This is a genomic window from Chitinophaga sp. CF418, from assembly GCF_900142925.1.
Taxonomy (GTDB): Bacteria; Bacteroidota; Bacteroidia; order Chitinophagales; family Chitinophagaceae; genus Chitinophaga.
This window is the reverse complement of the sequence record NZ_FRCN01000011.1, coordinates 270,988-295,389: the sequence shown is the minus strand read 5'-3', so window position 1 is coordinate 295,389 and position 24,402 is coordinate 270,988. Positions and strand designations below refer to the sequence as shown.

14 protein-coding genes are annotated in these 24,402 nt (G+C 47.1%); 6 read left to right on the top strand and 8 right to left on the bottom strand.

The window, feature by feature from the left end:
- Positions 1-143 precede the first annotated feature (143 nt).
- Positions 144-3,071 (bottom strand): trypsin-like peptidase domain-containing protein, encoded by a 2,928-nt coding sequence (locus F3I09_RS23860; protein ID WP_149697564.1) that lies wholly within the window; start codon positions 3,069-3,071, stop codon positions 144-146.
- Positions 3,072-3,291: 220 nt separating this feature from the next.
- Between F3I09_RS23860 and F3I09_RS23855 the strand changes: the two genes are divergently transcribed.
- The 6 genes from F3I09_RS23855 to F3I09_RS23830 all read left to right on the top strand — a co-directional run bounded on the left by F3I09_RS23855 (position 3,292) and on the right by F3I09_RS23830 (position 12,680).
- Positions 3,292-3,759, top strand: a complete 468-nt coding sequence (locus F3I09_RS23855) for a hypothetical protein (RefSeq protein ID WP_149697563.1) — start codon at positions 3,292-3,294, stop codon at positions 3,757-3,759.
- Between the two features lie 327 nt (positions 3,760-4,086).
- The gene (locus tag F3I09_RS23850) at positions 4,087-5,088 is read left to right on the top strand and encodes a YhcG family protein (protein WP_149697562.1); all 1,002 of its coding nucleotides are present in this window, start codon (positions 4,087-4,089) and stop codon (positions 5,086-5,088) included.
- A 240-nt stretch (positions 5,089-5,328) separates the two neighbouring features.
- Positions 5,329-6,258: a FecR family protein gene (locus F3I09_RS23845; RefSeq protein ID WP_149697561.1), complete on the top strand. Its 930-nt coding sequence runs from the start codon at positions 5,329-5,331 to the stop codon at positions 6,256-6,258.
- A gap of 74 nt (positions 6,259-6,332) precedes the next feature.
- Positions 6,333-9,710: a TonB-dependent receptor gene (locus F3I09_RS23840; protein ID WP_149697560.1), complete on the top strand. Its 3,378-nt coding sequence runs from the start codon at positions 6,333-6,335 to the stop codon at positions 9,708-9,710.
- A 17-nt stretch (positions 9,711-9,727) separates the two neighbouring features.
- Complete coding sequence (locus tag F3I09_RS23835) at positions 9,728-11,524, top strand: RagB/SusD family nutrient uptake outer membrane protein (protein ID WP_149697559.1); 1,797 nt, start codon at positions 9,728-9,730, stop codon at positions 11,522-11,524.
- Positions 11,525-11,558: 34 nt separating this feature from the next.
- Positions 11,559-12,680, top strand: coding sequence for a glycoside hydrolase family 76 protein (locus tag F3I09_RS23830; RefSeq protein WP_149697558.1), 1,122 nt, complete (start codon positions 11,559-11,561; stop codon positions 12,678-12,680).
- Between the two features lie 78 nt (positions 12,681-12,758).
- Here the strand turns inward: F3I09_RS23830 and F3I09_RS23825 are convergent, their stop codons facing one another.
- The 7 genes from F3I09_RS23825 to F3I09_RS23795 form a co-directional block, all read right to left on the bottom strand.
- Complete coding sequence (locus F3I09_RS23825; RefSeq protein WP_149697557.1) at positions 12,759-13,763, bottom strand: NADP-dependent oxidoreductase; 1,005 nt, start codon at positions 13,761-13,763, stop codon at positions 12,759-12,761.
- Positions 13,764-14,029: 266 nt separating this feature from the next.
- The gene (locus F3I09_RS23820; protein ID WP_149697556.1) at positions 14,030-15,112 is read right to left on the bottom strand and encodes a S9 family peptidase; all 1,083 of its coding nucleotides are present in this window, start codon (positions 15,110-15,112) and stop codon (positions 14,030-14,032) included.
- 1 nt (position 15,113) lies between these two features.
- Positions 15,114-17,102 (bottom strand): TlpA disulfide reductase family protein, encoded by a 1,989-nt coding sequence (locus tag F3I09_RS23815; protein ID WP_149697555.1) that lies wholly within the window; start codon positions 17,100-17,102, stop codon positions 15,114-15,116.
- Positions 17,103-17,123: 21 nt separating this feature from the next.
- Positions 17,124-18,656, bottom strand: coding sequence for a PKD-like family lipoprotein (locus F3I09_RS23810; RefSeq protein ID WP_149697554.1), 1,533 nt, complete (start codon positions 18,654-18,656; stop codon positions 17,124-17,126).
- Between the two features lie 33 nt (positions 18,657-18,689).
- Positions 18,690-19,445, bottom strand: coding sequence for a DUF4843 domain-containing protein (locus tag F3I09_RS23805; protein ID WP_149697553.1), 756 nt, complete (start codon positions 19,443-19,445; stop codon positions 18,690-18,692).
- A gap of 23 nt (positions 19,446-19,468) precedes the next feature.
- Positions 19,469-20,893, bottom strand: coding sequence for a RagB/SusD family nutrient uptake outer membrane protein (locus tag F3I09_RS23800; RefSeq protein WP_149697552.1), 1,425 nt, complete (start codon positions 20,891-20,893; stop codon positions 19,469-19,471).
- 10 nt (positions 20,894-20,903) lie between these two features.
- On the bottom strand, positions 20,904-24,203 hold the full coding sequence (locus F3I09_RS23795) for a SusC/RagA family TonB-linked outer membrane protein (protein WP_188133933.1): 3,300 nt from the start codon (positions 24,201-24,203) through the stop codon (positions 20,904-20,906).
- Between the last annotated feature and the right edge of the window lie 199 nt (positions 24,204-24,402).

Sequence of the window (24,402 nt, the reverse complement as noted above, 5' to 3'; positions counted from 1 at the left end):
GGTTTCAGCATGGGATGTCGGTCGGCGCCTCTCTGGATGGCTATTGAGTGTTGTCAAGCGAATAGGATTTTGAATATGGTGTCTTAGTACAAAAAAAAGCTACGGCCCTGCAATACAGGGCCGTAGCTTTTTTATGCGGTAGATCAACAATGAATGATGAGGCAAAGCAGCAATAACAGCAATGACAGCAGCAACAGGATCCATAACAGGCGGTTGCGGTGTTTCCATTTACTGCAATCCGGTTTTGTATCCTGTTTGGGGTGTACTATCACCGGGTCACGACCGTCCTGGGTTATAATGATACCAGGAGGATATGACGAATCAGTATCCCAGTCCACGATCACTTCATAACTGCCATCTCCCTTGTCGGTTACTGCTCCTTCTATCTCAGAACCTGGCAGCCCGTTCAGGGTAAAAGCATCAGACCTTCCGGGGCCAACTTTGTTGCCATATTTATCTTTAGGAGTGAAGGTGACACTTATATGCTGGCGGCCATCCGGCAAAGTACTGATCACGGTAGTGGATACAGTTGTTTGTCCCGGGTCTATCCCAATATCTGCATATACGGTCCAGGTTAGCTCGCGGGTGCCCTTGCAATTATCGCCATAAGTAGCGACTGCACGGAAAGTATAGTGCCCTTCGTGACGTAGCAGGTTTACAAGTGGGTTGCCAAAAATACCGTCCGGTTCCATGCTGCCGTCATCATGTGAACCATCATCGAACAAATCAAAGCTATCGTTCCGGTAATCAATCACCGGTTTTTTCTGGTCGGCTTCCATCTGCAGCAGCGTGGCGTAACGTGGAGGAACGCCGTCTCCGCCGGTTTCACTTGCCGGTATGAGTCCTTTATCAGCTAATATGTTACCTGCGCTTTGTATGGGACTTGTTATCGTCACCTTTATGGCGGCATTGGCCGGCGGATAGCCGTTGGACTTATAAATGGCTACCAGGGGGTTGACAGTCTCACCGGTAAAGAATTTCCGCCGCTTCATTCTCAGCGCCATATAAGGGCCATCCTTCACGATAACGTTCACGAAGAAACGGACATCTATTCCGGGTGGAGGAAACTCACCTCCGCCGCCAGGACGGGTTACAAGGACTTGCCATTGTCCGCTATGGTCACTGCCGGCAGGAAGGGCCAGGCGCATAAATTCCCAGGTTTTCCCGCGTGATGATTCCACACTTGCATCAGAAGAAAGTATTATTTTACCGGAGGGTGCTTTTAATGCCATGTGGAGTGGTGCTACTTCCTTGTCCCATCCCAGCACTACAGTAATGGAAGACTCCTCGCATACTGCAAAAGGTATGGGTTTAGCCGCCCGTTCTGCCGCCGGCAGGAAGTAAACGGGATCATTGAGCGTGCCTGCTTCAAATATGTTACCGAAAGCAAGTGAAAAGAATTTCTTCAGGTCCAGTCCATCACCCGCCCGCATGTATAATCCGTTATGGGTTTGCGTAAGTTGGGTAAGCAGAGGACCATTCAATCCTGCTTCCGTACCAAAGCCAACTGCCACGACGTCAATATTGGAAAGACTGCCTTCGACATTTTCAATCATAGGTGGTGTATTCTGCAAACCATCAGTCAACAGAAAGATGGTTTTGCGGTTAGCCCCACCTGTAAAAGTATCTCTGGCGGCAGCAAGGCCGTCGCCGATGCTGGTATTGCCATCAGCCATGAGATCGCCTATAATACCACCTGAAAAAGGCATTGGACCTATTAGTATAGTTTTGTTTGCGTTATTGACCGTGTGCAGGGTAAACTCGACGGGATCACTGGCAGCGGTGCTGAAAGACACCAGGCCGATGCGGTCTGTGCCTGTTCGTATCAGCTGTACAAATAAAGAGGCGGCGTCCCGTGCTTCTTCTATTTTACTCTGGCCAGTGCCTGCGTCCATCAACATACTTCCGGAGCGGTCAAATACGATCATTACATCGCGTGCAGGGGAAGGGACCGGTGTGCTGCTGATATGCTCCAGGATAGAGACAGAGGGTGCATAGCCCAGGCTGCATTTGCCGCCGGAAGAGAGTACGCCCAGAAAACGGCCCATCATATCAAAAAGCCCTGAGCCGGAGCTACCGCCGGAAACGTCAATATTCACGCCTATTGTTGGGGCATTGCTGGTGACCGTAGCAGCTGCATCTGTATGCCGGCGGCTTACTTTTTTTACCGCTCCATTGGGGTGATGTATACCGAAAACCTGTTCTCCTATTGCGGGCAGGCTATTCCGCATAGGGATAGGAGGAACGCCAAGGCCACCGGGGGGTATTTTTATCTGGATCATCAGGTAATCAATCGGGCCGGATCCACCTTCGCCCAGTGTACCATGATGTACGTACTTAATTACTTTATGAAATACACCATTATAACCAGGAGGTTTAGAGCCGTCGGCATTTGTCTGATAATTGAATATTACAGACATGGTGGGTACTTCCATATCAGGGTCTGTCACACAGTGGCCGGCAGTAATGACAAGATCAGGGCCAACTAATGTAGCGGAGCAGGTAGATACGTGCTCGCCATGAACAGCAACCAGCATACATACACTGGCGGATACCTGCTTTTGTATACCGTCAGGTAATGCTGCGACATTCTCCCAATGCGGGGGCGTATTACAGAACCAGAACGGATCATATTGTGGCTCTGTATAGTCTCCATCTTTCAGGAAAGGATCGCAGTTCGAATAGCTGTCGTGTATTCCTCCAGGCTCATCTTCTTCATGCCGTTCTCCTCTTCCATACGATACCAGTTGTACACCTCCGCCGCCATCGGGGAAATAAGTAATGGAGATGCCGCCGGGAAAAAGGCTGGCATTAATGGGGCGCGTCCAGAATTCAACGCCGTCTGCGGAGGTAAATACATCTGTTCCATAGCCTAATTCTACTTCCAGACGGCTGTTGCCGGGGAAGCTGGCGGCGGAAAAATGCAGTATGAGCAGTTTAATACCGCCCGGTGGTGTGACGGGTGGTGGGGCAGGTGCGGGCACAAAATCCAGGTGATCAGGCGCACCAAACGCCGGGCCAATACCTTGTGGGGCAGGCAATGTAACATGTGTTCCTGTTGCGTGGGACATATGATTGGGGTTTTGAGGGGTTATTGGGGTTTCTGTAGACTAAATTTACGGTTTCCGGGGGGATGAGCAAAGGAATTTGGACAAAATTAGGGGGGAGGTGTAGTTATCAGCACCAATGGCGTCGTACACAATTTTAGAAAGATTGATCACCTTTGTTAGGAAGAAGTAATTTGCGTAGGCTATAAGGACGGAAAACCTTAGTTTAAGACGAGGAAAATTTATGAAATATACATTCGAAGTAAAAGAACTTTTCGGTAAACTGAAGCGATTATTTATTCCTTTAATTGAGAAGAAGCATAATAATCTTCGTACCGGGAGTAGATTCGAACAAATTGATAATAAATTGATTGATCTTAGTAAGAGACTCGACGCGACACTAACAAAAGACCGTTCCGGATATCCCGCCATTTTGGGAGCTTTTGAAGAAAGAAGAATTGATTGGGTAGACAATGGAATTTTTAAAGCAATAATTATACAGCCTAATTTTGAACGTAGAGGAGTTAATACTGCTATCTGGAACTTCATTAATATTGCGTGGTTTGATGATGGGTTTTCTATACACAGGCCGCAGTGGATTAAGCTACTCGCAGATAAGGTCGCATTTGAGGTCATTGAACACAATATTGACGAGTTGTTAAATGTATCAGAGCACAATTTAACGGGGATTAAGATGGCAGACTTAAAATAGACCGAATCGCCTATTGCTGTGGATTGACAGCGTATATAGTCAAAAACAAAAAAGCCTCAGGTTTTTAAACCTGCAATTTTTTAATTTCTGTGACCTGCGCTATCGTAAACTCGAGCAAGATTATCAGAACTTATCCAGATTATTGGGAGTTGATGTCAAATAAGATAATTTAGTAAAACAAAAGTTCGAGGCTGAACATCAGGTTATAATGGCGCATCATTCATTTTGAATAAGTGACTATTCATTTCAATAATATGATGTGATTGCTGATCAATACATAAAAATATAGTCCGAGCAATTAAAATAGTAATTTAGAAATTATCTCCAATGGAATTACAAGATCAAGGTTATAAGGATCTGGTTAGTGGGATAGGTGATTTATTGATTGAGGGAAGAAGAAAAGCTGCTCAACAAGTAAATGCTATCTTAGTGCATACATATTGGGAAATAGGTAAATATATTGTAGAGTATGAACAAAATGGAAATGAAAAAGCTGAATATGGTAGTCTGCTATTTGAACGGCTTTCTAAAGATTTGACTAATGCGTATGGGAAAGGATTCAGCCGGTCTAATCTCTTTCAGATACGTATGCTTTATTTGAAATTTCCAATTGTCCAGACACTGTCTGGACAATTGACATGGAGCCATTATGTCGAAATATTAAAAGCTGAAAGTGAATTAGAAATGGGCTTTTATGCTAAACAGACTGAAATGGAAAAATGGAGTGTGCGGGAATTGAAAAGGCAAATGAAAAGCATGTTGTTTCACAGGTTAGCATTAAGCAAAGACAAAGAAGGCGTATTAAAATTAGCTAATAATGGTCATGAGGTTCAACAACCTGAAGATTTAATTAAGGATCCATTTGTACTCGAATTCCTGAATATACCAGAGCAACATCAATATTTGGAAAATGAACTGGAAGAAAAGTTGATTAATAATCTGCAGCAGTTTTTGCTCGAATTAGGAAAGGGATTTGCTTTTATTGCTAGGCAATATCGTATTAGTATTGGTGGGAAACATTTTCGCATAGATTTGTTATTTTATCATCGGATACTGAAATGTTTTGTTCTTATTGACTTAAAGCGAGGTGAAATTGATCATAATGATGTAGGACAGATGAATCTATATCTTAATTATTTTAGAAAAGAAGAGGCCACTGAAGGCGATAATGAACCTGTTGGAATATTATTGGGCGCTTATAAAGATCACATATTAGTTGAATACGCTACTAACAGCATCACAAATAAGATTCTGCTTGCTAAATATCAGTTGTATCTGCCGGATAAGAAGCTACTGGAAGGAGCTTTAAATAAACTATTAGATATTTGAAGTGTGCCCGGCAAAATAGATTTATTAGGATTAGGTGATGCCTTCTCATGTGGTAATTAAGAAACCACGTGACATCCTCTAGCTTTGAAATTCTTCTGCCCATATTGTTCGCTGCTTTCAGGAATTTACCGATAATTCATGGAATGCCCACAGCCTGAACTCGATAAGATTCTCAACTTTTTTTCCCTCCCCTCTAGTACCAAACCCCCATTTCCCGGATAAGCTAGTAAAACGTCCACTTTGGAAACTGATAAACTTAAGCGACTCTTCCGGCAATACCTCCTTGGACAATCCGGGGAAAAGGAGACCGGGACCATCGATAACTGGTACCAATCATTTGACAATGAGCCTATTGCCCCGCTCAACAGGCAAGAGGAAGAAGCCATCCGCCTGGAGATCTGGCAGAACATCCGTCCGGAGCTGGAAAAGAAAAAGGTGCATTACCTGAAAAGAACCCTGGCGGCCGCTGCGGCAGTGATCCTGTTACTGGCGGGAGGGCTAACGTATTATATGGTAAATAAATCCATCAGCGCCTACACAGAAATAGCCACTGCCATTGGCCAAAGAAAAACCATACAACTGGCAGACGGCTCTCAACTGACGCTGAACGCAGGTTCTATTGTCCGTATCCCCAAAAACATGCGTGAAGAACGCCGTCTGAACATCATAGACGGGGAGGTCTTCTTCGACGTAAAAGGTGATCCGGCTGTCCCCTTTATCGTGGAAAGCGGCCCGCTCACCACTACCGTACTCGGTACCTCCTTTAACGTAGCCGCCTACAAAGACATAAACAGGATGAGCATCGCCGTGACCGATGGTAAAGTAAGTGTGCTGAGAACCGGTAGCACCGCGCATGTTTTGGTGAAAGACCAGGCCCTGACCTACGACCGGGCGAAAAACATCGCCACGATAGACGCCATTGATAAAAGCCTCCTCGGATGGCGGCAGGGTACAATGGTGCTGAACGATGCCTCCTTTGGAGATATGGTGGTCCTGATGCAAAAGAACTTTGGCCTTACACTGACCACCTCACAGGTGAAGATCAGGGAGACGAGGTACACCACGGAATTGTCCACTAACATGGACCCTGTGAAAGCCGCAGAAGTACTGGCTGCTATCCACAACCTGAAGATTGAAGTGACCGGCCACGTGGTCACACTCTATGAATAAAACCAACAGACTAACACAAACACAAGGAGTCACGGGAGTTCTGCTAACGTAACATCTTAACGCCTAAACTACGTATGAAAAAAATTGCCACAACCTTCAGAAGACGGTTATTCTCCGCCGTTCTTCTCCTGATGGGAGCTTCCCTTTTCCTGCCGGTATACGCAGGTAAGGGACAGATCCTGAAAGAAACCAATGTCACGATCCGGCTGAAAAGCGGGTCATTGGAGTCAGCCATACAAGAGCTGCACTCATCCACGAAAGTTACTTTTGCCTATGACAAACAACTGTTACGCTCTTTTCCCATCCACGACTGCTCTTTCTCCAACGAGCGGCTGGATGTAGTGCTGGAACAGTTACTCCGCAACAAGCAGCTGGAATTTGCAGAGGTCAACAACATTGTTGTGATCAGCAGGGCTGCTGCCGGTAATGCTCCACCTGCTGCTAAAGGAGGGCGGGAAGACATTGTGGTATCCGGTACTGTACTGGATGAAACAGGAACCCCTATGCCTGGTGTGAGCGTAGCTGTACGCGGGGCCAGCACCATGACCTCCACCGGCAATGACGGTAAGTTCAAACTGATCGTGCAGTCGGCGGATGCCGTACTGGCTTTTAGCTTCATTGGTTATGAAACCGCTGTCGTAACAGTTGGTAGCCAAACAAGTCTGAACATACGGATGAAGGTGGCCAGTAAATCGCTCGGTGAGGTAGCTGTAGTGGGTTTTGGTACACAACGTAAAGTGAGTCTGGTAGGTGCACAGTCTACCGTGAAGGTAACAGAATTCAAACAGCCGGCGGCGGATATCACGACTATGCTGGCAGGTCGTATTGCCGGTGTGGTTGGCGTACAACGTTCCGGTGAACCGGGCAAGGGAAGCGCTGATATCTGGATCAGGGGTATCTCTACTTTTGGTGATGGTAACAGCTCCGGTCCCTTGGTCCTGGTGGACGGTGTGGAACGTTCTATTAATAACATCTCACCGGAGGATATTGAGTCTTTCACTGTGCTGAAAGATGCTGCAGGTACAGCCGTATATGGCGTACGTGGCGCCAACGGTGTGATACTGGTGAAGACAAAGACCGGTAAGGTGGGCAAACCACAGATCTTCCTGGATTATAACGAGGGTGTGAACACATTTGTACGTCGCCCGGAAATGCTGGATGGCATCGCTTATATGAACCTGGCGAATGAAGCATTGACCACCCGGAACCAGAACCCGAAATATTCGCAGGAATATATAGAGAATACCAAAAGCGGCAAAGATCCTTTGCTGTATCCTAATGTGGACTGGATGGATGCCGTATTCAATAAATATGGCCATACCCGCAGCACCAACCTGAATGCCAGCGGTGGAGTGGAGAATGCACAGTATTATGTATCTCTGGGTTACTTTAGTGAATCCGGTTTCCTGAAAACGGATGATCTGGCGAAGTACAATTCGTCCATGAAATACAACCGGTACAATTTCACCAGCAACCTCAATCTGCGTGTAACCAAAAGCACCAAACTGGATGTAGGTTTACAGGGATATTTCTCTAATGGTAATTATCCGGGTATCAATTCTGGCGATATTTTCCAGAGTGCGATGGATGCTGCGCCTGTGGCATATCCCATCATGTATCCCGGAGGCCTTGTGCCCGGGCAATCTTCCAACGGTGGTTTCCGTAACCCCTATGCTGACCTGACCCGCAGAGGTTACCGCAACGAGTTCCGCAATCAGCTGTTCTCTAACCTCAGGGCTACACAGGAACTGGATGCCTTAACCAAAGGGCTGACGGCCAGTGTGATGTTTGCGTTTGATACGTACAACCAGAACTATATTACCCGCTCCAAGAGAGAGGATACCTATTATCCCGATCAGAGCATGCCTTATAAACCCGATGGTACGCTGAACCTCGTGAAAACATACACCGGAAATGCTTACCTCGGATTTGATAATAATTCCAACGACAGGCAGACCAGTCGTAAATTCTATACTGAAGCCGCGCTGAACTATGACCGAAGCTTTGGTAAACACCGCTTTGGCGGGCTGGCGTTGTTCTATTCCAGCGACAAAACAAATGCGCTGGCAGGAGATTTTATCAGCTCTATTCCCGAAAGATCATTAGGTTTTGCAGGCAGGGTAGCTTATTCCTATTCGGATAAATATTTCCTGGAAGTGAACGCTGGTTATAATGGTTCCGAACTGTTTGCACCGGGTAATCGTTTCGGATTCTTCCCTGCTGTAGGTGTGGGTTGGATCATCTCTGAAGAGAAATTCTTTGCTCCGCTGAAGAATGCCATCACCTTCCTGAAATTCCGCTATTCTAATGGTAATACCGGTCTGGGAAGTGCGAAAGAACGTTTCCTGTATATCACGAACATGAGTACTTATGATCATGCTTATAAGTATGGTAAGACATTTAACGACTTTGGCGGTATCAATATCAATCGCTATGCAACAAATGTAAAATGGTCTGTATCCAATAAGCAGGACCTGGGTATTGAGTTCCGTACATTGAAAGACCGTCTGTCAGTGATCGTGGATCTGTTCAAGGAGCACCGTACCGGCATCTTCCTGCAAAGAGCTTCCAATGTGGATTTCATGGGATTGCAGAATCAGCAGTTTGCGAACCTGGGTATTGTGGATAATAAAGGTTTTGACGCTTCACTTGAATATAGTACCCGCATTGGTGCAGTCGACGTGAGACTGAGAGGTAATATCACCTATACAAAAGATGTGGTGAGAGAAGATGACCGTCCACCGCAGACTTACCAATGGATGGAACACCGAGGTAATAATGTGTTGGCTCGCTACGGATATATCGCTGAAGGCTTGTTTGTCAGCGATGATGAAGTGAACAAGAGCGCTGTACCGGGAGATAAGTCCAAAGTAAAACCCGGCGATATCAAATACAAAGATCTGAACGGCGACGGTATCATCAACAGCTATGATGTTACCAAAATAGGCCGTGGTGATCTGCCAACTACGGTATATGGGTTTGGATTTGACCTGGGGTATAAAGGATTCAATTTTGGCCTGTTGTTCCAGGGGATTTCGGATGCAGACAGGATGTTGAAGGGATCAGCGGTTATACCGTTTAACGGTGGTGGCGGTCTGACCAACGCATACGCTATTGCAGAAGACAGATGGACGGTAGATAACCCTGATCCTGATGCATTCTATCCAAGGCTGGCGTATGGGGAAGCTGAGAATAAGAACAATACACAGGCCAGCTCCTGGTGGATAAAAGACGTGAGTTTCCTGCGGCTGAAATCAGCACAGCTGGCGTATAATCTGCCTACCACCTGGTTGAACAGAACAGGCATCCGCAATGCGTCTGTATACGTACAAGGCATCAACCTGTTCACCTTCAGTAAGTTCAAGCTGTGGGACCCTGAGCTGAATACAGACAATGGTTCCAAGTACCCTAACATCAGGACCATTTCTCTTGGTATGAACCTGAAATTTTAATGCTACAAGTAAAGATGATGAAAAAGCTATTATATCTATTCCTCGTTATAGTACTCACGTCCTCCTGTTCAAAGTATCTGGATCAGGTACCGGACGACAGGCTGACTTTAGATGAAACCTTCAGAACATGGTCTACTGCACAGCGCTTCCTGGCAGATGTGTATCGCAGTGTGCCAGATGAATTCGGGCAGCGTAATCCCGGTTCTGAAACCAATCGCGGTCTGTGGACCGGTGGTTGTGATGAAGCGGATTTTGTATGGGGTTTTGTGCAATCCAATGATGTTAACATCGGTAACTGGGATGCCAACTCCGGTTTTGTAGGCGACTACTGGCGCAACTTTTATCGCGGTATTCGCAGCGCCAGTGTATTCATGGAAAATGCAGATGCGATCAAAGATCTCTCGCCCGACCTGATCAAACAATACAAGGCGGAAGCCCGGGCGCTGAGAGCGATGTATTATTTCTACCTGATGCGCATCTACGGACCGGTGATCCTCCTGGGTGAGAAAGCGCCTGCAGTGGATGCAGACCTGCAATTGCCGCGAAATTCCTTTGATGAGTGTGTGGAGTATGTGACCACGGAGCTGGAAAAAGCAGCAGCAGATCTGCCGGTAATACCAAGGAATGACGAAGACTACGGTCATATTACAAAGGGTGTTGCCCTGGCTTTCCGCGCCAATGCACTGATGTATGCCGCCAGCCCGCTGTATAACGGTAATACCGACTTTGCCGATATGGTGAACAAAGACGGTAAACACCTGATCAGCCAGACCTTTGACGCCAATAAATGGAGCAAAGCAGCAGAAGCTTATAAGGCCTTTCTTTCCACGTTTGTACCCGGCACTTATGACCTGTTCAGGAAAAACGATGCCAATGGTAATTATGATCCTTACCTGTCCTGCCGCGATGTAATACTGACCGATTGGAATAAGGAAGTGATCTTTGCCAGGACAGGCAGCTCTGTAAGTCCCAAGCAGTATGAGATGACCCCTTATCATAACGGCGCCAGCTCCCGCGATGTAAGAGGCAGCGGTGGCCTGGGCGCTACGCAGAATATGGTGGATGCGTTCTTTATGAAGAATGGCAGAAGTATAGATGATCCTTCGTCCGGTTATGTAAAGGAAGGAACTTCTATGTTCCAGCCGCCAAACGATACACATGAGAAAGAGATCTATAACCAGTGGGTGAACAGGGAACCACGTTTCTATGTGAACATCACTTTTGATGGCAGCACCTGGTTGAACAGATCTTTCGGTGAGATTACTACCCGTCTGTATAATACAGGTAATTCCGGTAAACAAACAGGTGGCGGCGATTATTCTCCCACCGGTTACATTGTCCGTAAGGCAATGGGACTGGGCGCCTGGGATATTTCCAACCGCACCCTGATACTGATACGCCTGGCGGAGATCTACCTGAGTTATGCAGAGTGTGTGAATGAATCAGATCCGTCCAATCCTGATGCACTGAAATACCTGAACCTGATCCGTGAAAGAGCGGGTATACCACAATACGGAACAGAAGGGCTGGCAGTACCTGCGGGTCAGGATGCCATGCGTGAGGCTATCCGCAAAGAACGCAGGGTAGAACTGGCATTCGAGAATAACCGCTTCTTTGATGTACGCCGCTGGAAGACAGGGGAACAAACCCAAAATGGACCTATGCGCGGACTGAATATCAGTGCTGACATGCCAGATTTCCTGAAGGTGGTAACTTTTGAAACAAGGGTGTTCAACAAGCGTCATTATTTTTTCCCAATACCATCCAACGATGTAAATAATGACAGGCAGCTTGTGCAGAATCCCGGATGGTAATAACTTTATTAACCGACACTAACTTGTTTTTGTGATGAATAAATTACGTTGTTTTCTGACCGTGGCAGTGCTGCTGGCAAGCATCTCCTGTGGTAAAAGCAATACGCCGGGAGTAGGAACTGAAGATCCTCCGGTATTGCCTCCCGTGTCTTTTACATCGAAAGATGCCACCGCTGCTTTTAATACCTTCAACCAGTATTTTTACAGCACTACAGATAAGCTGTATTATTCCAATACGGAAAAGAAGGATATAGGCGCTATCTGGACACAGGCAGTGTACTGGGACCTGATCATGGATACCTATAAACGTACTGGCGATGCCGCTCACCGTAAAATGATAGATGACCTGTACCAGGGTGGTTATAATCGTTATGATAAATACAACTGGAGCAATAAAGTAGTATGGTTCATTTATGATGATATGATGTGGTGGATCATTTCCCTGGCCAGGGCACATGAGATCACGGGTAATAAGGAATACCTGGACAGGTCTGTAGAAGGATTTCAGTATGTCTATAAGGAATCATACGATCCTGCAGCCGGTGGTATGTGGTGGGACTTCAATCATACCGGCAAGAACTCCTGCATCAACTTCCCGACTGTGATTGCAGCCATGACGCTGTACAATATTACTAAGGATACGTCTTACCTGAACAAGGCGAAAGATATCTATAGCTGGTCGCTGGCGAATCTGACCGATAGCACTAGTGGCAGGGCGGCAGATAACAACATCAAAGGCAATAAAGGATTTTCTGATTATACCTATAACCAGGGCACTTTCATCGGTGCTGCTGTAATGTTGTACAAGGCTACCGGTCAGCAGTCTTACCTGGACAATGCAAAGAAGGGAGCTGATTATACACAGCAGAAGATGTGTGATGTGGATGGCATTCTGCCCGCTGAAGGAGACTGGAATGAGCAGGGTGTGCTGAAGGCAATTTTCGGCCATTATATCATGACGCTGGTGAAAGATGCGGGGCAGCAGCAATACCTGCCATGGATCCGCAGGAACATCAATATGGCCTTTGGAAACCGGGATGCTACAAGAGGGATCATGTACCGGAATTACAAAGTGCCTTGTCCTTCCGGCATTGTGCAGTCCTACGAGGCCAGCAGCGCGGTGGAACTGATGCAGGTTTGTCCGCCGGAAAAATAACCAATCCATATCCTGCCATATTAATACCAACAGGGTGTATCAACAGGCCAGCTCCACGGCTTGTTGATACACCCTTTATTATTCGCTGATACGCATGATGAGTTTATGGCCTTTCGTCTGATTTGTCTCCATGAGCGTATGTGCCTTTTTGACGGTCTCAAGTTCGAAGTCGCCTACCACCTGAATAGGAGAGGGACTGATGACGCCTTTTTCCACCAGGGCAGTGATACGTCGTAAGAGGTCGCCATAATACGAGAAATTGCCTTTCAGGCTATAGGCGTAGTTGGAGATATGGACCACTACAGCCCCGATATTGAAGAGATTCTCACGGGCCTCTTCTGTGGTGAATGCAGTTACGTCTACATAAGTCCCGTTCAATCGTACGATATTGCTGCAGAGTTCAGACATCTTTCTGCCCACAAGGTCTATACAATAATCAAACAGCTGGTTGCCATTAGCCTGGATAATGAGGGAAATGGCATTAGCTGCTTTATAGTCGACGATCTGATCGTATCTGAGCCCGGCATTGATCAGTTCCTGCCTGCTACCGGGATTGCCTGCAGTGGTAACGATCTTGCGGATGCCCTGGGAAAGCAGGATCTTGACTAATACCAGCCCTACACCACCGGCGCCTCCGCTGACGAAGACGGATTCTTCGGGGGATACTTTGAGCCGGTTACAGCATTGCATAGCGGTCAGGGCACTGATGGGCAGGGCCGCTGCCTGGTCAAAGCTGAGATTGGCCGGCATCTTTGCAAGGATCTGTTGTGGCACACTGATATATTCCGCATAGGTGCCGTTGGAGCCCATGCTGCCGGACGCACAGTATACAGTATCTCCGATCTCAAGATCTTTTACGGATTTGCCTTTATTCGCCACGACCCCGGAAAATTCCCTTCCCAGGATATGCGAGTGCATGCGTTTACTTTCATTGGCGCCTATTCTCATCTGGTAGTCGATGGGATTGAAGGCGGTGGAATATATCTTTACAAGTACGTCGTTATCATTGATTGCCGGGGTATCAGTTTCCGTAAAGAAGAAATTGTCCGTGGTGCCAAACTGCCTGAGTGTGATCGCTTTCATGTCTTGTCTTATTGTATCCAACCGGTTGAAGTTGAATGAATAGCTGAGTTGATGGTAGCTGTCTGGCAAAAATAAGACCAAATTAAGACCTTCCGGCTGCGATACAGATACGCTGTTGCAATTTGAGGTATTGGGCCGGAGAAACGTCTGAAAAGTGGTTAAAATTGTGGGTAAATGTACGAAATCGTCGAGGGGGGAAATACAAAAACGCGGCCTCGATAAGCCGCGTTTGTCATTTATCTATTGATCTTCAACAAAGAAGCGAATTATTTCAGAAATGGCTGCAGCCATTGAATGATAGTCGTAAATGCTTCTGCAGAAAAGTCTTCCTGTAAAGTGCTGCTTTCTTCTCTTGTGCAGGTTACACAGTGCTGAAAGAGGTGGTTGGTACCCGGCAGGACATGTGTTGTCACTTTCGCGTTACCTGCCTGTTTCAGCGTAGTAGCGATCATGTCAAGGTTTTCCTTGTAGGTGACCATGATATCCTTATCTCCGTTCAATGCGAGGAAAGGCACTTTGATTTGCTGCAGATAGGGGACGGGGTCAAACCTGATCTGGTATTGATACCAGGGACCTTTTGCCTGTGTGATGTAAGATTCGAGGAAAAAGCGCAGATGATCGTACTTATCCGGGAAATCTTTCTTAAAGGCACTGTCATCGGCTTGTTTCCAGGCTGCGTAGGTACTCCGCAGTTTACTTTCCAGTTCAGGAGCACCGACATACCTGTAAACAGTGTCAAACATCCGTGTGTTGATGGTGTCATAACGATTGCGGTCATAGTCACTGATCTTCGCCGATTTGGTGATGGCGTAGTTCTGTAATTTCAATGCATCCAGCCCGTTGATGGCAAGGCCTGCCAGGGTGATCACAAAGTTGATGTCACGGGAGGAACCTGCCGCAATGATGGCAGCGGCGCCGCCTTCGCTATGTCCCATGATGCCAACTTTACGGACCGCTTTATGTTGTTTGAGGAAGTGTACAGCGGCCAGGGCATCATCTGCAAAATCTTTAGTAGTGGCGTCTTCATATTTTCCCGTTGTCTCGCCCACGCCGCGGTCGTCTGTGCGTAATACGGCAAAGCCCCTGCGGGTCAGGGAGTCAGCCAGTACGCGGAACATGGGGTGTCCTGCCATGGTGGCATCCCTGTCCTGTTTACCTGTACCAGATACCAGTACAATGGCAGGATAGCGTTTCTTACCCACCGGTATCGTAAGCGTGCCACCAAAACGGATACTGCCATCAGCATTGCTGAAGTGTACAGCCTCGCTGCGATAGGGTAATACCTGGCCGCATAGACGGCCAGGTATCAGTAGAGGAATAATCAGGACAATCAGTAACAATCTTAACATATCAATTCTCTTTTTTCAGCAGTTCAACGACATAGGATATTTCATCGACCAGTGCACTGGGGCTTCCCATGTAACCGGTGGATATCCATCTTACCATTCCGTTTCCGTCAATGATCATTTTTTGCGGAATACCGGAGAAGTGCATCAGCTCTGCGTATTTGGAATAGGTGTCGTCCAGGTGGCCAGTCTTCTTACTGGGTGCGTCGTAGAGCACGTTGATGTTGTAATTCTTCTCTTTGATATAGGCTTTGAGTTCCTCACGGTAGTTGGGTTTTGTTTCCTGGGTGGCGATGAAATAGAAAGCGACCTTGTCATCATTTTTATACTTGTCCACCGCCATTTGCATACCCGGAAGTGCTGCTTTACAAGGGCCACACCAGGTAGCCCAGAAGTCCAGCACGACTATCTTGCCTTTTTGTTTTGCCAGATCAGCGTATCCGCCTTTCATTTGCTCCAGTTTAAAGGATGGAATAGCCTGCCTGATCAGGGCTGATTTCAGATGCTCCTGTTGCGCTTTCAGCTGATCGGGATTCTTCATGTTGTTGAAGTAAGCCTCAAAGCCTGCCTCGCTTTTATGTTTGGTAACGTATTCTTTTTTCAGCATGGCGATCATTTCAGGAGTAACCTTATTCTCACGTACACTGTTTTCTACTACCTGGATGGCTTCCGCATGTTTACCGTTCTTTTCCAGTAAGGTGGTATACAGCCCGTTAAATTCGGCGCCAACCCGTTCCGGATCATGGTATGTGTTTGCTTTTTCCATATATGCCAGGGCGCGTTTATCGTCGCCTGTCATATGCAGCAGCAAAGCGTGACCGAAAAATGCAGGGCTGCTATATTGGAGTACATGGAGCTTCCAGGCAGAAGGCGAGAGGAACTGGCTTTCCGCGCCCTGTTTCTTTCCGGATAATTTTTCCAGCTGGTCAACGATGGCCAGGGAGTAGGGGAGAATGGAGTCCGGCTTTACTGTATTATGTTCAAACGGGTTCATGATCACCTGCCGGTGAAACTCTGTCAGACAGATCAGTGGTGCATCCGGTATCATTTCATACATGACACTATAATCATTACGTTTAATGATCGGAGTATAGGCCACAGCTTTGTATACTTTCTGATAGTACATCTGATCTATCTCAGTGTCTACGTTACTGAATTTCTTCAGCGGGAATAACTGTACGAAGTGTTCCCATAGGCTGTCCCTTTTGTCGGATTCGCGGAACATCCTGTATATCCATTTATCCCTGGCAGTAATGCCTGTGGGGAATTTCTGTATGATGATATTGTTCATGGAGTCCGCGCTGGTTTTGCTATACAGCAGGTCATGATAGGCGCGGGAAACAGATATCAGCTCTTCTTCCGTAACATCAGGCAGTGAAGTAATGTATTTGATCTGCTCCTTTATGGTCGAATCGGCGCGGCGGCCATAATGATTCTTCATAAATGTGCAGGCATTGTAAAAGATCTTTCTGGCACTCTCGGGATGATCTCTTGTTTCCCAGATCATCCATTGTAAGGCCAATTCATCATTGATCAGTGCAATGGTGTCAACCGCATCCGGAATACGCTGGTGAATGGACCTGGCACGTAGAAATGCCCATCCTGCAAAAGCCCCCGGCAATATTTTGTGGTCGTCGCCGGAGAGCATCCATGCGTAGGTCATCTTACCCCCTTTGTCCGTTTTTCCTGCAGCACTGAAGTCGCAGACCAGTAAACGGGCGTCGGCGGGTAATATATACCTGGCCGCCCAGCCGGAATCTGTCATTTGCATGTTCAGGTCATCCGCTTCCCATTTAAAGCCGGCAAACAGATAGATCGTGCCTGTTACCGGGGCTAGTCCTTTCAGTATGGTGCTGTCAGGATTGTAGGTAATAGTGACCGTATCGCCGGCGTTAGGATATTGGGGCGAAACGCGGAAGCCCTTTTGTGCAGACACGTAAGTGCTCATCAGCAACAATATCACTGTTGCTGCGATCATTAAATTCTTTCTCATAAATGTTTTTGATTTCCGTTGTTAATAGGTTCCTGAACCTCTCGACTTAGAGCTGATGTCAGCAACCTTTCCAAATCCTTCGAATACGTTAAGCGGTGTGGATGTGATCTGACCACTGAGTGCATTCAGCTGCAGCTCATATACCTTACCCTTTTGACCGTCCCAGGTACCTACATACAGTATCCAACCAGTTACAGTTGTCAGGTTATAACTGGGATTGGGTTTGTAGATCTTCATGCAGGTGATGGTCTCTCCGGCAGGTAAGTCGTCAAATGCCAGTGTTGCAGTATTGGTGCCCTGATAGTTGTATGCATAGATCTTCCGGTCAGTAGCATAGAGGTCTACATATCCCTGCTCACTGGCCTGGAAGAATTTAGCAGCGCTTATTTCAGGCAGCATGCTCATATCATTGGCACTTATGGCGAGATTGCCATTGTCAGCAGTATTAAAGTTGATGATGTACAGCCAGTAGCCGCTGCCGGTCTTGTCTTTGAAGAAGGCATGCGTATAGTTATTGAATCCACGGTCCATGTACAACATGTCTTTTCCGATATTACGCAGGTCGAACGGCGGATGTATGCTGTCCGGTGGTGCAACAAAATCTATCATGGAACCAACTAACGATGCAGGGTGAATGAACTTACCATGCTTCTGATCATAAACACCGGCTACAACGCTGTAGTAAGAGCCTTGTGCGAAATAAGGCGCCAGTTCATAATCACCGGCAACTGAGGCACTGAACAAAGCATCTGTTTCATAGACAGTGGTATACATGTGCAATCTGCCTCCATTGATCAGGGCACTATAACTGTTGCCGAGCAACATAAATGCCTGCGGATCTATTATTGCATCGTTACGGCGAAAGAGTGCTTTATCTTCCCTCAGTAAAGAAAAGTCGCTACCACTCAGACGGGCTATATGTCCTTCACTGCCGGTCATTATCCAGTTCTGCATAGTTTGGGAGCGCCTTTCCTGTGCAATAAAGCGCGGTGCGCCGGCTATTTTACTACCGGTGGATGCAGAGAACATATGCCTGATGTGTTTAGGCGTAATACCTGCTACAGGTACTGCATTAGCGGTGGTGATAAAATCAATGTCGGAAGAGTCCTGTTCCGAATGTAATACCATGATACCGTATTCAATACCTACAGACACAACAACAGTAAAGATCATATTCACCTTCAGCTGGTTGGTAGTATCCGTCGCTATCAGCTCTACACGATATTCGCCTACTTTCTCGACAATAGGAACATTCAGTGTTTTTTCTGTTGAAATTGTCTTTACTTCTATTGTGCCACTGGTGCTATTAGTAATATTAGGATACAGCAGCCATTGATAGCGCAGGGCCTTTGTGTCGCCCCCTTCGTAGTGGATAGCTGGATCGATCTGTAACGATGCATAGCGCTCAATGTAGTAGGGATTGCCAATACCGGCAGTATCTATTACAGGCATGCCCACGGTAGTATAATCATAGTCGCCCAGGTCTTTCTTACAGGCGCTCAGCACCAGTAGCGACAGCAGGGAGGGGAGTATATATCTGGAAATAAATTTCATGTCAGCATCATTGTTTGTTAATAATAGCCCTCATCAGGGGAACGTAACCAGTTGTCCGAATTCATCGGTGAGATCGGGATCATGGCTGTCATTATATGACTTCAGTGCATCCTTCAGCATGGACTTAATGTCATTCATGGCAGCAGCGGTGAACTCACCATCCTTTGGAGGTACCCTTCCGCTTTGCTGTAAAGGGAATTGTTCGATGCCGGTGGTGGCAATGATAAAGCGGTATTTAACAGTGCTGTAAGTACCAAAATAAGCAGAGAGACTGATGAATCCATCCCAGTTGGAGGGCTTTACCACGTTATCGCTCCAGGTGAGGGTGAAGACATCGTCTTCCGTAACACCTGGTTTAAAATCTTTGGTGGGAGCGATAGACAGGTTCAATGTAACAGACGAATCAGCAATATCCGCAGTGCGGTATAATACTACCGGCAGGTAACCGGTGATAGCGTCTGCCGGTATGATCCCGTCTATGAAATCATAGTGTTTGCCTGCCTGGGCAGTGGTGCTGTCGGGGATTGCCTGGCCACGTACCACACGGTCATAAGGCGCTGCATCCCCCATGATCTTCACCCTGATCAGGAAGGTATCTTTCGTGACTTCTGCCGGAAGTTTCAGGAAGGAGAAAGATTTGAAAGTGATACGGCTTTGCGTAAGGTCTGTATTCCTTTCGAAGAAATAGACCCGCGGATCATTATTGTAAGAAGAAATATCCTTTTCACATGCTGTCAGGAGAAACAGCAGCAGTACCAACAGACCTGTTATTTTATTAACTGTTTTCATGATGATCTTTTTTTGTTACTGAATTAATTCCCGTTCCCGTATTCCACTTCATTGTCAGGCAAAGGCAACACATATACCTTATTGTCGGCAGTCACACTGGAATAAACGATGGTCGGCAGGTTCAGTCGTTTGTAATAGAAGAATAGCTGTCCTTCACAATAGAGATCCTTTCTGTACTCTTTGAATATTTCTTCCTGTATCTGTTCTGTAGTGAGTGTAGTCGGAAGATCCGCCAGTACGTTCCTGGCTCTTCTCACAGTATTGAGGTAGGTCACTGCCTGCTCCGGATTGCTTTCCTTCACTGCTTCCGCCGCGATATAATACAATTCAGAAATACGCATGATGGGCATTCTTCTGAGGAAGCTTGTGGATACCCCTGTTGGCTGTGCCAGTTTGGTAGACACCCGAAGATTGGTTGAGGTGTTTTCCAGCTGAGTAAGTGCGGTGTACCTGATATCGGCATCTGTTTCGTAAATGGCCAGGAACTCATCACTGCTTGTTTTTGTCAGCACATTGTTAGAGGTTGGTGTGAAATAGGTCTGCGTGAATGCATCCATATCTGACTTATACAAAGTGAAGATCAGTTCTGAAGGAAATACTTTGTTGCCGGAAGATATCTCTGGAATATTTACCCAGGTAAATGTATTGGCATTGATTACCTCTTCAGCAGCGGCGAGTGCTTTTTCTTTGTCGCCAATATAGAGATAGATCCTTGCCTCCAGCGCTTTTACAGCGAAGTAGTTGAATTTATAAGAGCGGTCACGCAGATAACCGGTGGTAGTGGCCGGCGTAGTGCTGCCGGGTACGATCGGGTCTGTTGTTTTCAATGCTGCTTCGGCAACAGCGCAATCGGCTAGTATACGGTTGATGACCTCCTGTACGGTCAGCCGGGGTAATGCGTTTACCGTCAGCTGGTCCACGTAGGGAATAGCTTTGGCGCCAAGACCGCCCGCTGAAGCAGGAGCAGGAGCGAACAGGCGCAGCAGGTCGAAGTGCATAAATGCCCGCAGGCCGTATGCTTCTCCTCTGATAATGCTGTAGTTCACGTCCCTGAACATTTTCTGATCGGTTGTATTCAGATGGCTTATAAGGCTGTTGTCATTGGCGATAGCATTGTACAGTCCTTTCCAGATACCATCTATCTTGCTTCTTATGGCCGCATTGGTATAATTGTACTGTGCGGCGTAATAATACTCATGAAAGGTACTGGGGAAGCGGCTGTGCTGCATGGACAATACTTCTGTCAGCCCGAAGCTGAGCTCTTGCCCGTATACGGCATTTTCGTTCATCTTCAGGTATACGCCTGTCAGTGCATCCATGAAGCCTTGTTCATCCCTGAAAGCATCATCTGTATCGATCTGTGTTTTAGGCTTTACATCCAGGAACTTATTGCAGGCCGTAAAGAGCAATACCGGAATGAACAGCAGTAATATATTTCTGAATTTCATAATTGCACTGTTAAAAGGTGATCTGTAAAGAAGTAGAGATGGTCCTTGCAAAAGGATAATCCAGCCCTCTTTCTGTTTTTACGGAACTGATCCGGGCCAGGTCGTTCATATTCAAAGCCAGGTATACACGGTTGATGTTGGCCGCCCTGAGCCAGTTGGCACGGCTGAAATCATAACCAAGGCTGACAGAGGAGAACAGCAGTTCATGCAGGTTCTGTACAAAACGGGAGCTGGGCCTGGTATCTGTCTTGTCAGCAATGTCTTTGAACAGTGTTCTGTCGCCCGGCTGTTTCCAGCGTTGTTCCAGCGCACGTATATCTACATTGTAATTGAAATCGGCATTTTCCACCCTGTTTACGAGTGTAGAATTATATTGTTGTCCGCCGGTCCTGAAAGTGAATGCGAAGTTGGCTGACAAGCCGTTATGTTGCACATTCGCGCCAAAGGATCCCTGGTATTCCGGATTGCTGTCGCCGCCTACTATATAGTCTTTGGCAGACCATACATAGGTCAGTGAACCGTCTTTTTTCATAAAGATCTCCTTACCGTTGGCAGGATCGATACCCATTGATGGTACCACCCATATTGCCGTCATGGACTGGCCTGGTTCGAAGCGGGTAGCTGGTTTACGGCTATCGCCGTTGCCGGTGGTCACGTCTCCTTTATCTTCGTCTGCCTCTTCATTGAGCTGTACGAGTGAGTTGGAGACTTTGCGTATACGGTTGGTGTTTTGCGCCAGGTTGGCAAAGACATTTACAGAAGTGCGTGTTTCACTGTTGGTATACACCCGGAAGCTGGCGCCCAGCTGGAAGCCTTTGTTGCGGGACTCGCCGATGTTCTCTTTATAGGTGTCAAAACCTGCGGAAGGAGCAACGATCATGTCACTCAGCAGGTTCTTTGTATCCCGGATATAGTAATCAAACCGCAGACTGAGCCTGTTGAACAGGGTGATGTCTGCACCGATATTGTTATCCTGTACCTGCTGCCATTGCAGGTGTGGGTTGGGAAGCGCAGCCAGATCAAGCCCCATATCTCCGTTGTAGGTTCTGTCGGTGATGTAGTTATAGGTGGCCAACGCCTGGTAGGAGTTGAAGTTCTGTGTACCGGTGGTACCAACGCTACCACGTAATTTCAGCACATTAACAAAATGAAAGGACTGCATGAATTTTTCCCTGTGCAGGTTCCAGCCCGCACCTGCTGACCAGAACAGCCCCCAGCGACTGTCGGCGCCAAACTGGGAGCTGGCATTTCCGCGGTAGGAGAGGTCCAGCAGCAGGCGGTCGTCATAAGAGTAGTTAAGTGCTGAAGTAAGCGCAATGGAGCGGCTGGTATTTTCCGTTCCGAGGGCTTTGGTGCCAGGTTTATAGCGGTAGCCGAATGAGATATCGTCTATCTTGTCGTTCGGGAAACCTACCATTGTCATACCATTGGCAGTGGTGACATCCTGTGTAACGGAATAAGCACCGTTAAGGAAGAAATGATGTTTGTTGAGGCGGAAGGAGTAGTTGGCCAGTAAGTCGGCATTCAGGCTATTCATTTTTCCATTACGGATGGTATATTCCCCACGGTCGAGATAGGCATCGGTACCAGGCAGCACATTGGCATAAGAGGAATGATTGGCCGGAGTGAACTGCTCCAGGTCATTCTTCTGTGCCTGTATCCCTACACGGGCGGTGAGTCGCAGGTTGCGTGCTACGTCCCAGTCGGTGTAGAAATTCTCAATGATATTGGTATAGGTAGTGAAATCTTTTGAGTTTAGGGTGGCGTTGTACATGGGATTGCCAGCGGCGCCATTATTGTATGTTTTGATAAAGTTGCCGTTGTTGTCTGTGATTCTCCAGTAAGGGTTCAGCATGGCTGTTTGCGTAAAGCTGCCATAGGGAGAGTTGTCAGAGCGGTTACGGTCTATGGTAAGGCTGTTCCTGAACTGGAAATTCTTCTTCCGGTATATGAGGTTGATAATACCTGAAATGGTATTCCTGTCTGAACCCTTCATGACACCCGCTATATTGTTGTAGTTCAGACTAACTGCATAACGGAGCGCATCATCGCCGCCATCCAGGGCTACGGCATGACGCTGCCCGATACCGTTACGGAGTGGTTGTGATAGCCAATAGGTATTCACACCTTCCAGGGCCGCCTGCAGATTAGTGCTGTACTGACGTAACAGGTCTGCCTGGGTAGCCGGGTTCGTAGAGCTGTATTTGCCTGACAGCACTTCCGCGTCAATCTTCTGCGTGGAGTTGGTCAGTTTATAGCTGCTGAGATCAGGAGCGGTGATGTCCATGCTGCCGTTGTAGGATACCCTCAGTTTGCCTGCAGTGGGAGGTTTGGTTTCTATTACCACCACGCCATTACCTGCCTTGGAACCATAGATAGCTTTTGCAGAAGCATCCTTCAGCAGGGTAATGCTCTGCACAAGGTTCATGTTCAGGTCATTCACTTTCTCCAGGGTGGTCTGAAAACCGTCCAGGATGAAAAGCGGCAGGTTAGGATTGGTAGTATAGTCTCCCTTTAGGTCGGGGAAGCCCGTTTGTCCTCTCATCTGTATGTCCGGCATCTGGTTGGGATTGGAGCCGGCATTCAGATTTTCAACGATCTGAAAGGAGGGATCGAGTATAGCGAGTGATTTCAGTACATTCTGATTGGAGACTGTTTTCAGCTGTTCGGCAGAAAAAGTAGCCACAGCGCCTGTAAAGCTTTCTTTACGGCGGTTAAACAGACCGGTAGAGATCACGACGTCATCCAGTTTGGTAGCTTCCTGCTCCAGAACGACCTGCAGGGAATTATCATTCTTCACTTTCACCGCCTGGCGTTTGAAACCAATGGCGGTTACCATCAGGGTCACATCCTGACTGCCGGTGCGCAGGGTAAACACGCCGGAAGAGTTGGTGAGCGTACCGTTTTTGGTGCCAAGCACCATGACGGTGGCCCCCGGTATGGGCTCACCTTTTTCATTGGTGACCTTACCGGTGATATCTCCTGGTGGTAAAGCCGTTTCCGGAGCTTTTACAGCCTCTTTTTTCTTAATGATGACAACTCCATCCACAATGGAAAAAGTAAGCGCCTTATCCCTTAAAAGGAGGGAAAGTGCTTCTTTAAGCTGAAGGTTGTTGATATCAGCATCCACTTTCCCGGCACGGTCCAGGTCTTCCGCTGTATAGAAGAAGTTAATCCCTGTCTGTTTACGGATGTCGGAAAAGGCCTTTTCCAGGCTGATATTTTTTCCGTGTAATGTGACGGTCTGCGCATTTACTGCTGCACAGACGTGCAGTGTACAAGCCAGCATAAGTATAAAGGACAATTTCATGATCATCCAGATTTTGGTTGGCAAAGCAAAGCCACGCTCTTTGTTTTTGCACAAAGCAGTTAAATACATAAATTTGTTTTGGTTGAAGAAATGTGATCCAACGTTACATTCGTCGCCCACCAAACCGGGATGTTAGCGCATCGCCGGTTTATTTTTTAATGGGAAGACGGTTCAGAGATGTGTTTTGTAGTTTTCTATA

What these genes read in the sequence shown, in the direction of transcription:
- F3I09_RS23800 (WP_149697552.1), bottom strand. Translation starts at nt 20,893, where the DNA reads ATGAAATTCAGAAATATATTACTGCTGTTCATTCCGGTATTGCTCTTT.
- F3I09_RS23805 (WP_149697553.1), bottom strand. Translation starts at nt 19,445, where the DNA reads ATGAAAACAGTTAATAAAATAACAGGTCTGTTGGTACTGCTGCTGTTT.
- F3I09_RS23830 (WP_149697558.1), top strand. Translation starts at nt 11,559, where the DNA reads ATGAATAAATTACGTTGTTTTCTGACCGTGGCAGTGCTGCTGGCAAGC.
- F3I09_RS23850 (WP_149697562.1), top strand. Translation starts at nt 4,087, where the DNA reads ATGGAATTACAAGATCAAGGTTATAAGGATCTGGTTAGTGGGATAGGT.
- F3I09_RS23855 (WP_149697563.1), top strand. Translation starts at nt 3,292, where the DNA reads ATGAAATATACATTCGAAGTAAAAGAACTTTTCGGTAAACTGAAGCGA.
- F3I09_RS23860 (WP_149697564.1), bottom strand. Translation starts at nt 3,071, where the DNA reads ATGTCCCACGCAACAGGAACACATGTTACATTGCCTGCCCCACAAGGT.
- F3I09_RS23840 (WP_149697560.1), top strand. Translation starts at nt 6,333, where the DNA reads ATGAAAAAAATTGCCACAACCTTCAGAAGACGGTTATTCTCCGCCGTT.
- F3I09_RS23820 (WP_149697556.1), bottom strand. Translation starts at nt 15,112, where the DNA reads ATGTTAAGATTGTTACTGATTGTCCTGATTATTCCTCTACTGATACCT.
- F3I09_RS23795 (WP_188133933.1), bottom strand. Translation starts at nt 24,203, where the DNA reads ATGAAATTGTCCTTTATACTTATGCTGGCTTGTACACTGCACGTCTGT.
- F3I09_RS23815 (WP_149697555.1), bottom strand. Translation starts at nt 17,102, where the DNA reads ATGAGAAAGAATTTAATGATCGCAGCAACAGTGATATTGTTGCTGATG.
- F3I09_RS23810 (WP_149697554.1), bottom strand. Translation starts at nt 18,656, where the DNA reads ATGAAATTTATTTCCAGATATATACTCCCCTCCCTGCTGTCGCTACTG.
- F3I09_RS23825 (WP_149697557.1), bottom strand. Translation starts at nt 13,763, where the DNA reads ATGAAAGCGATCACACTCAGGCAGTTTGGCACCACGGACAATTTCTTC.
- F3I09_RS23835 (WP_149697559.1), top strand. Translation starts at nt 9,728, where the DNA reads ATGAAAAAGCTATTATATCTATTCCTCGTTATAGTACTCACGTCCTCC.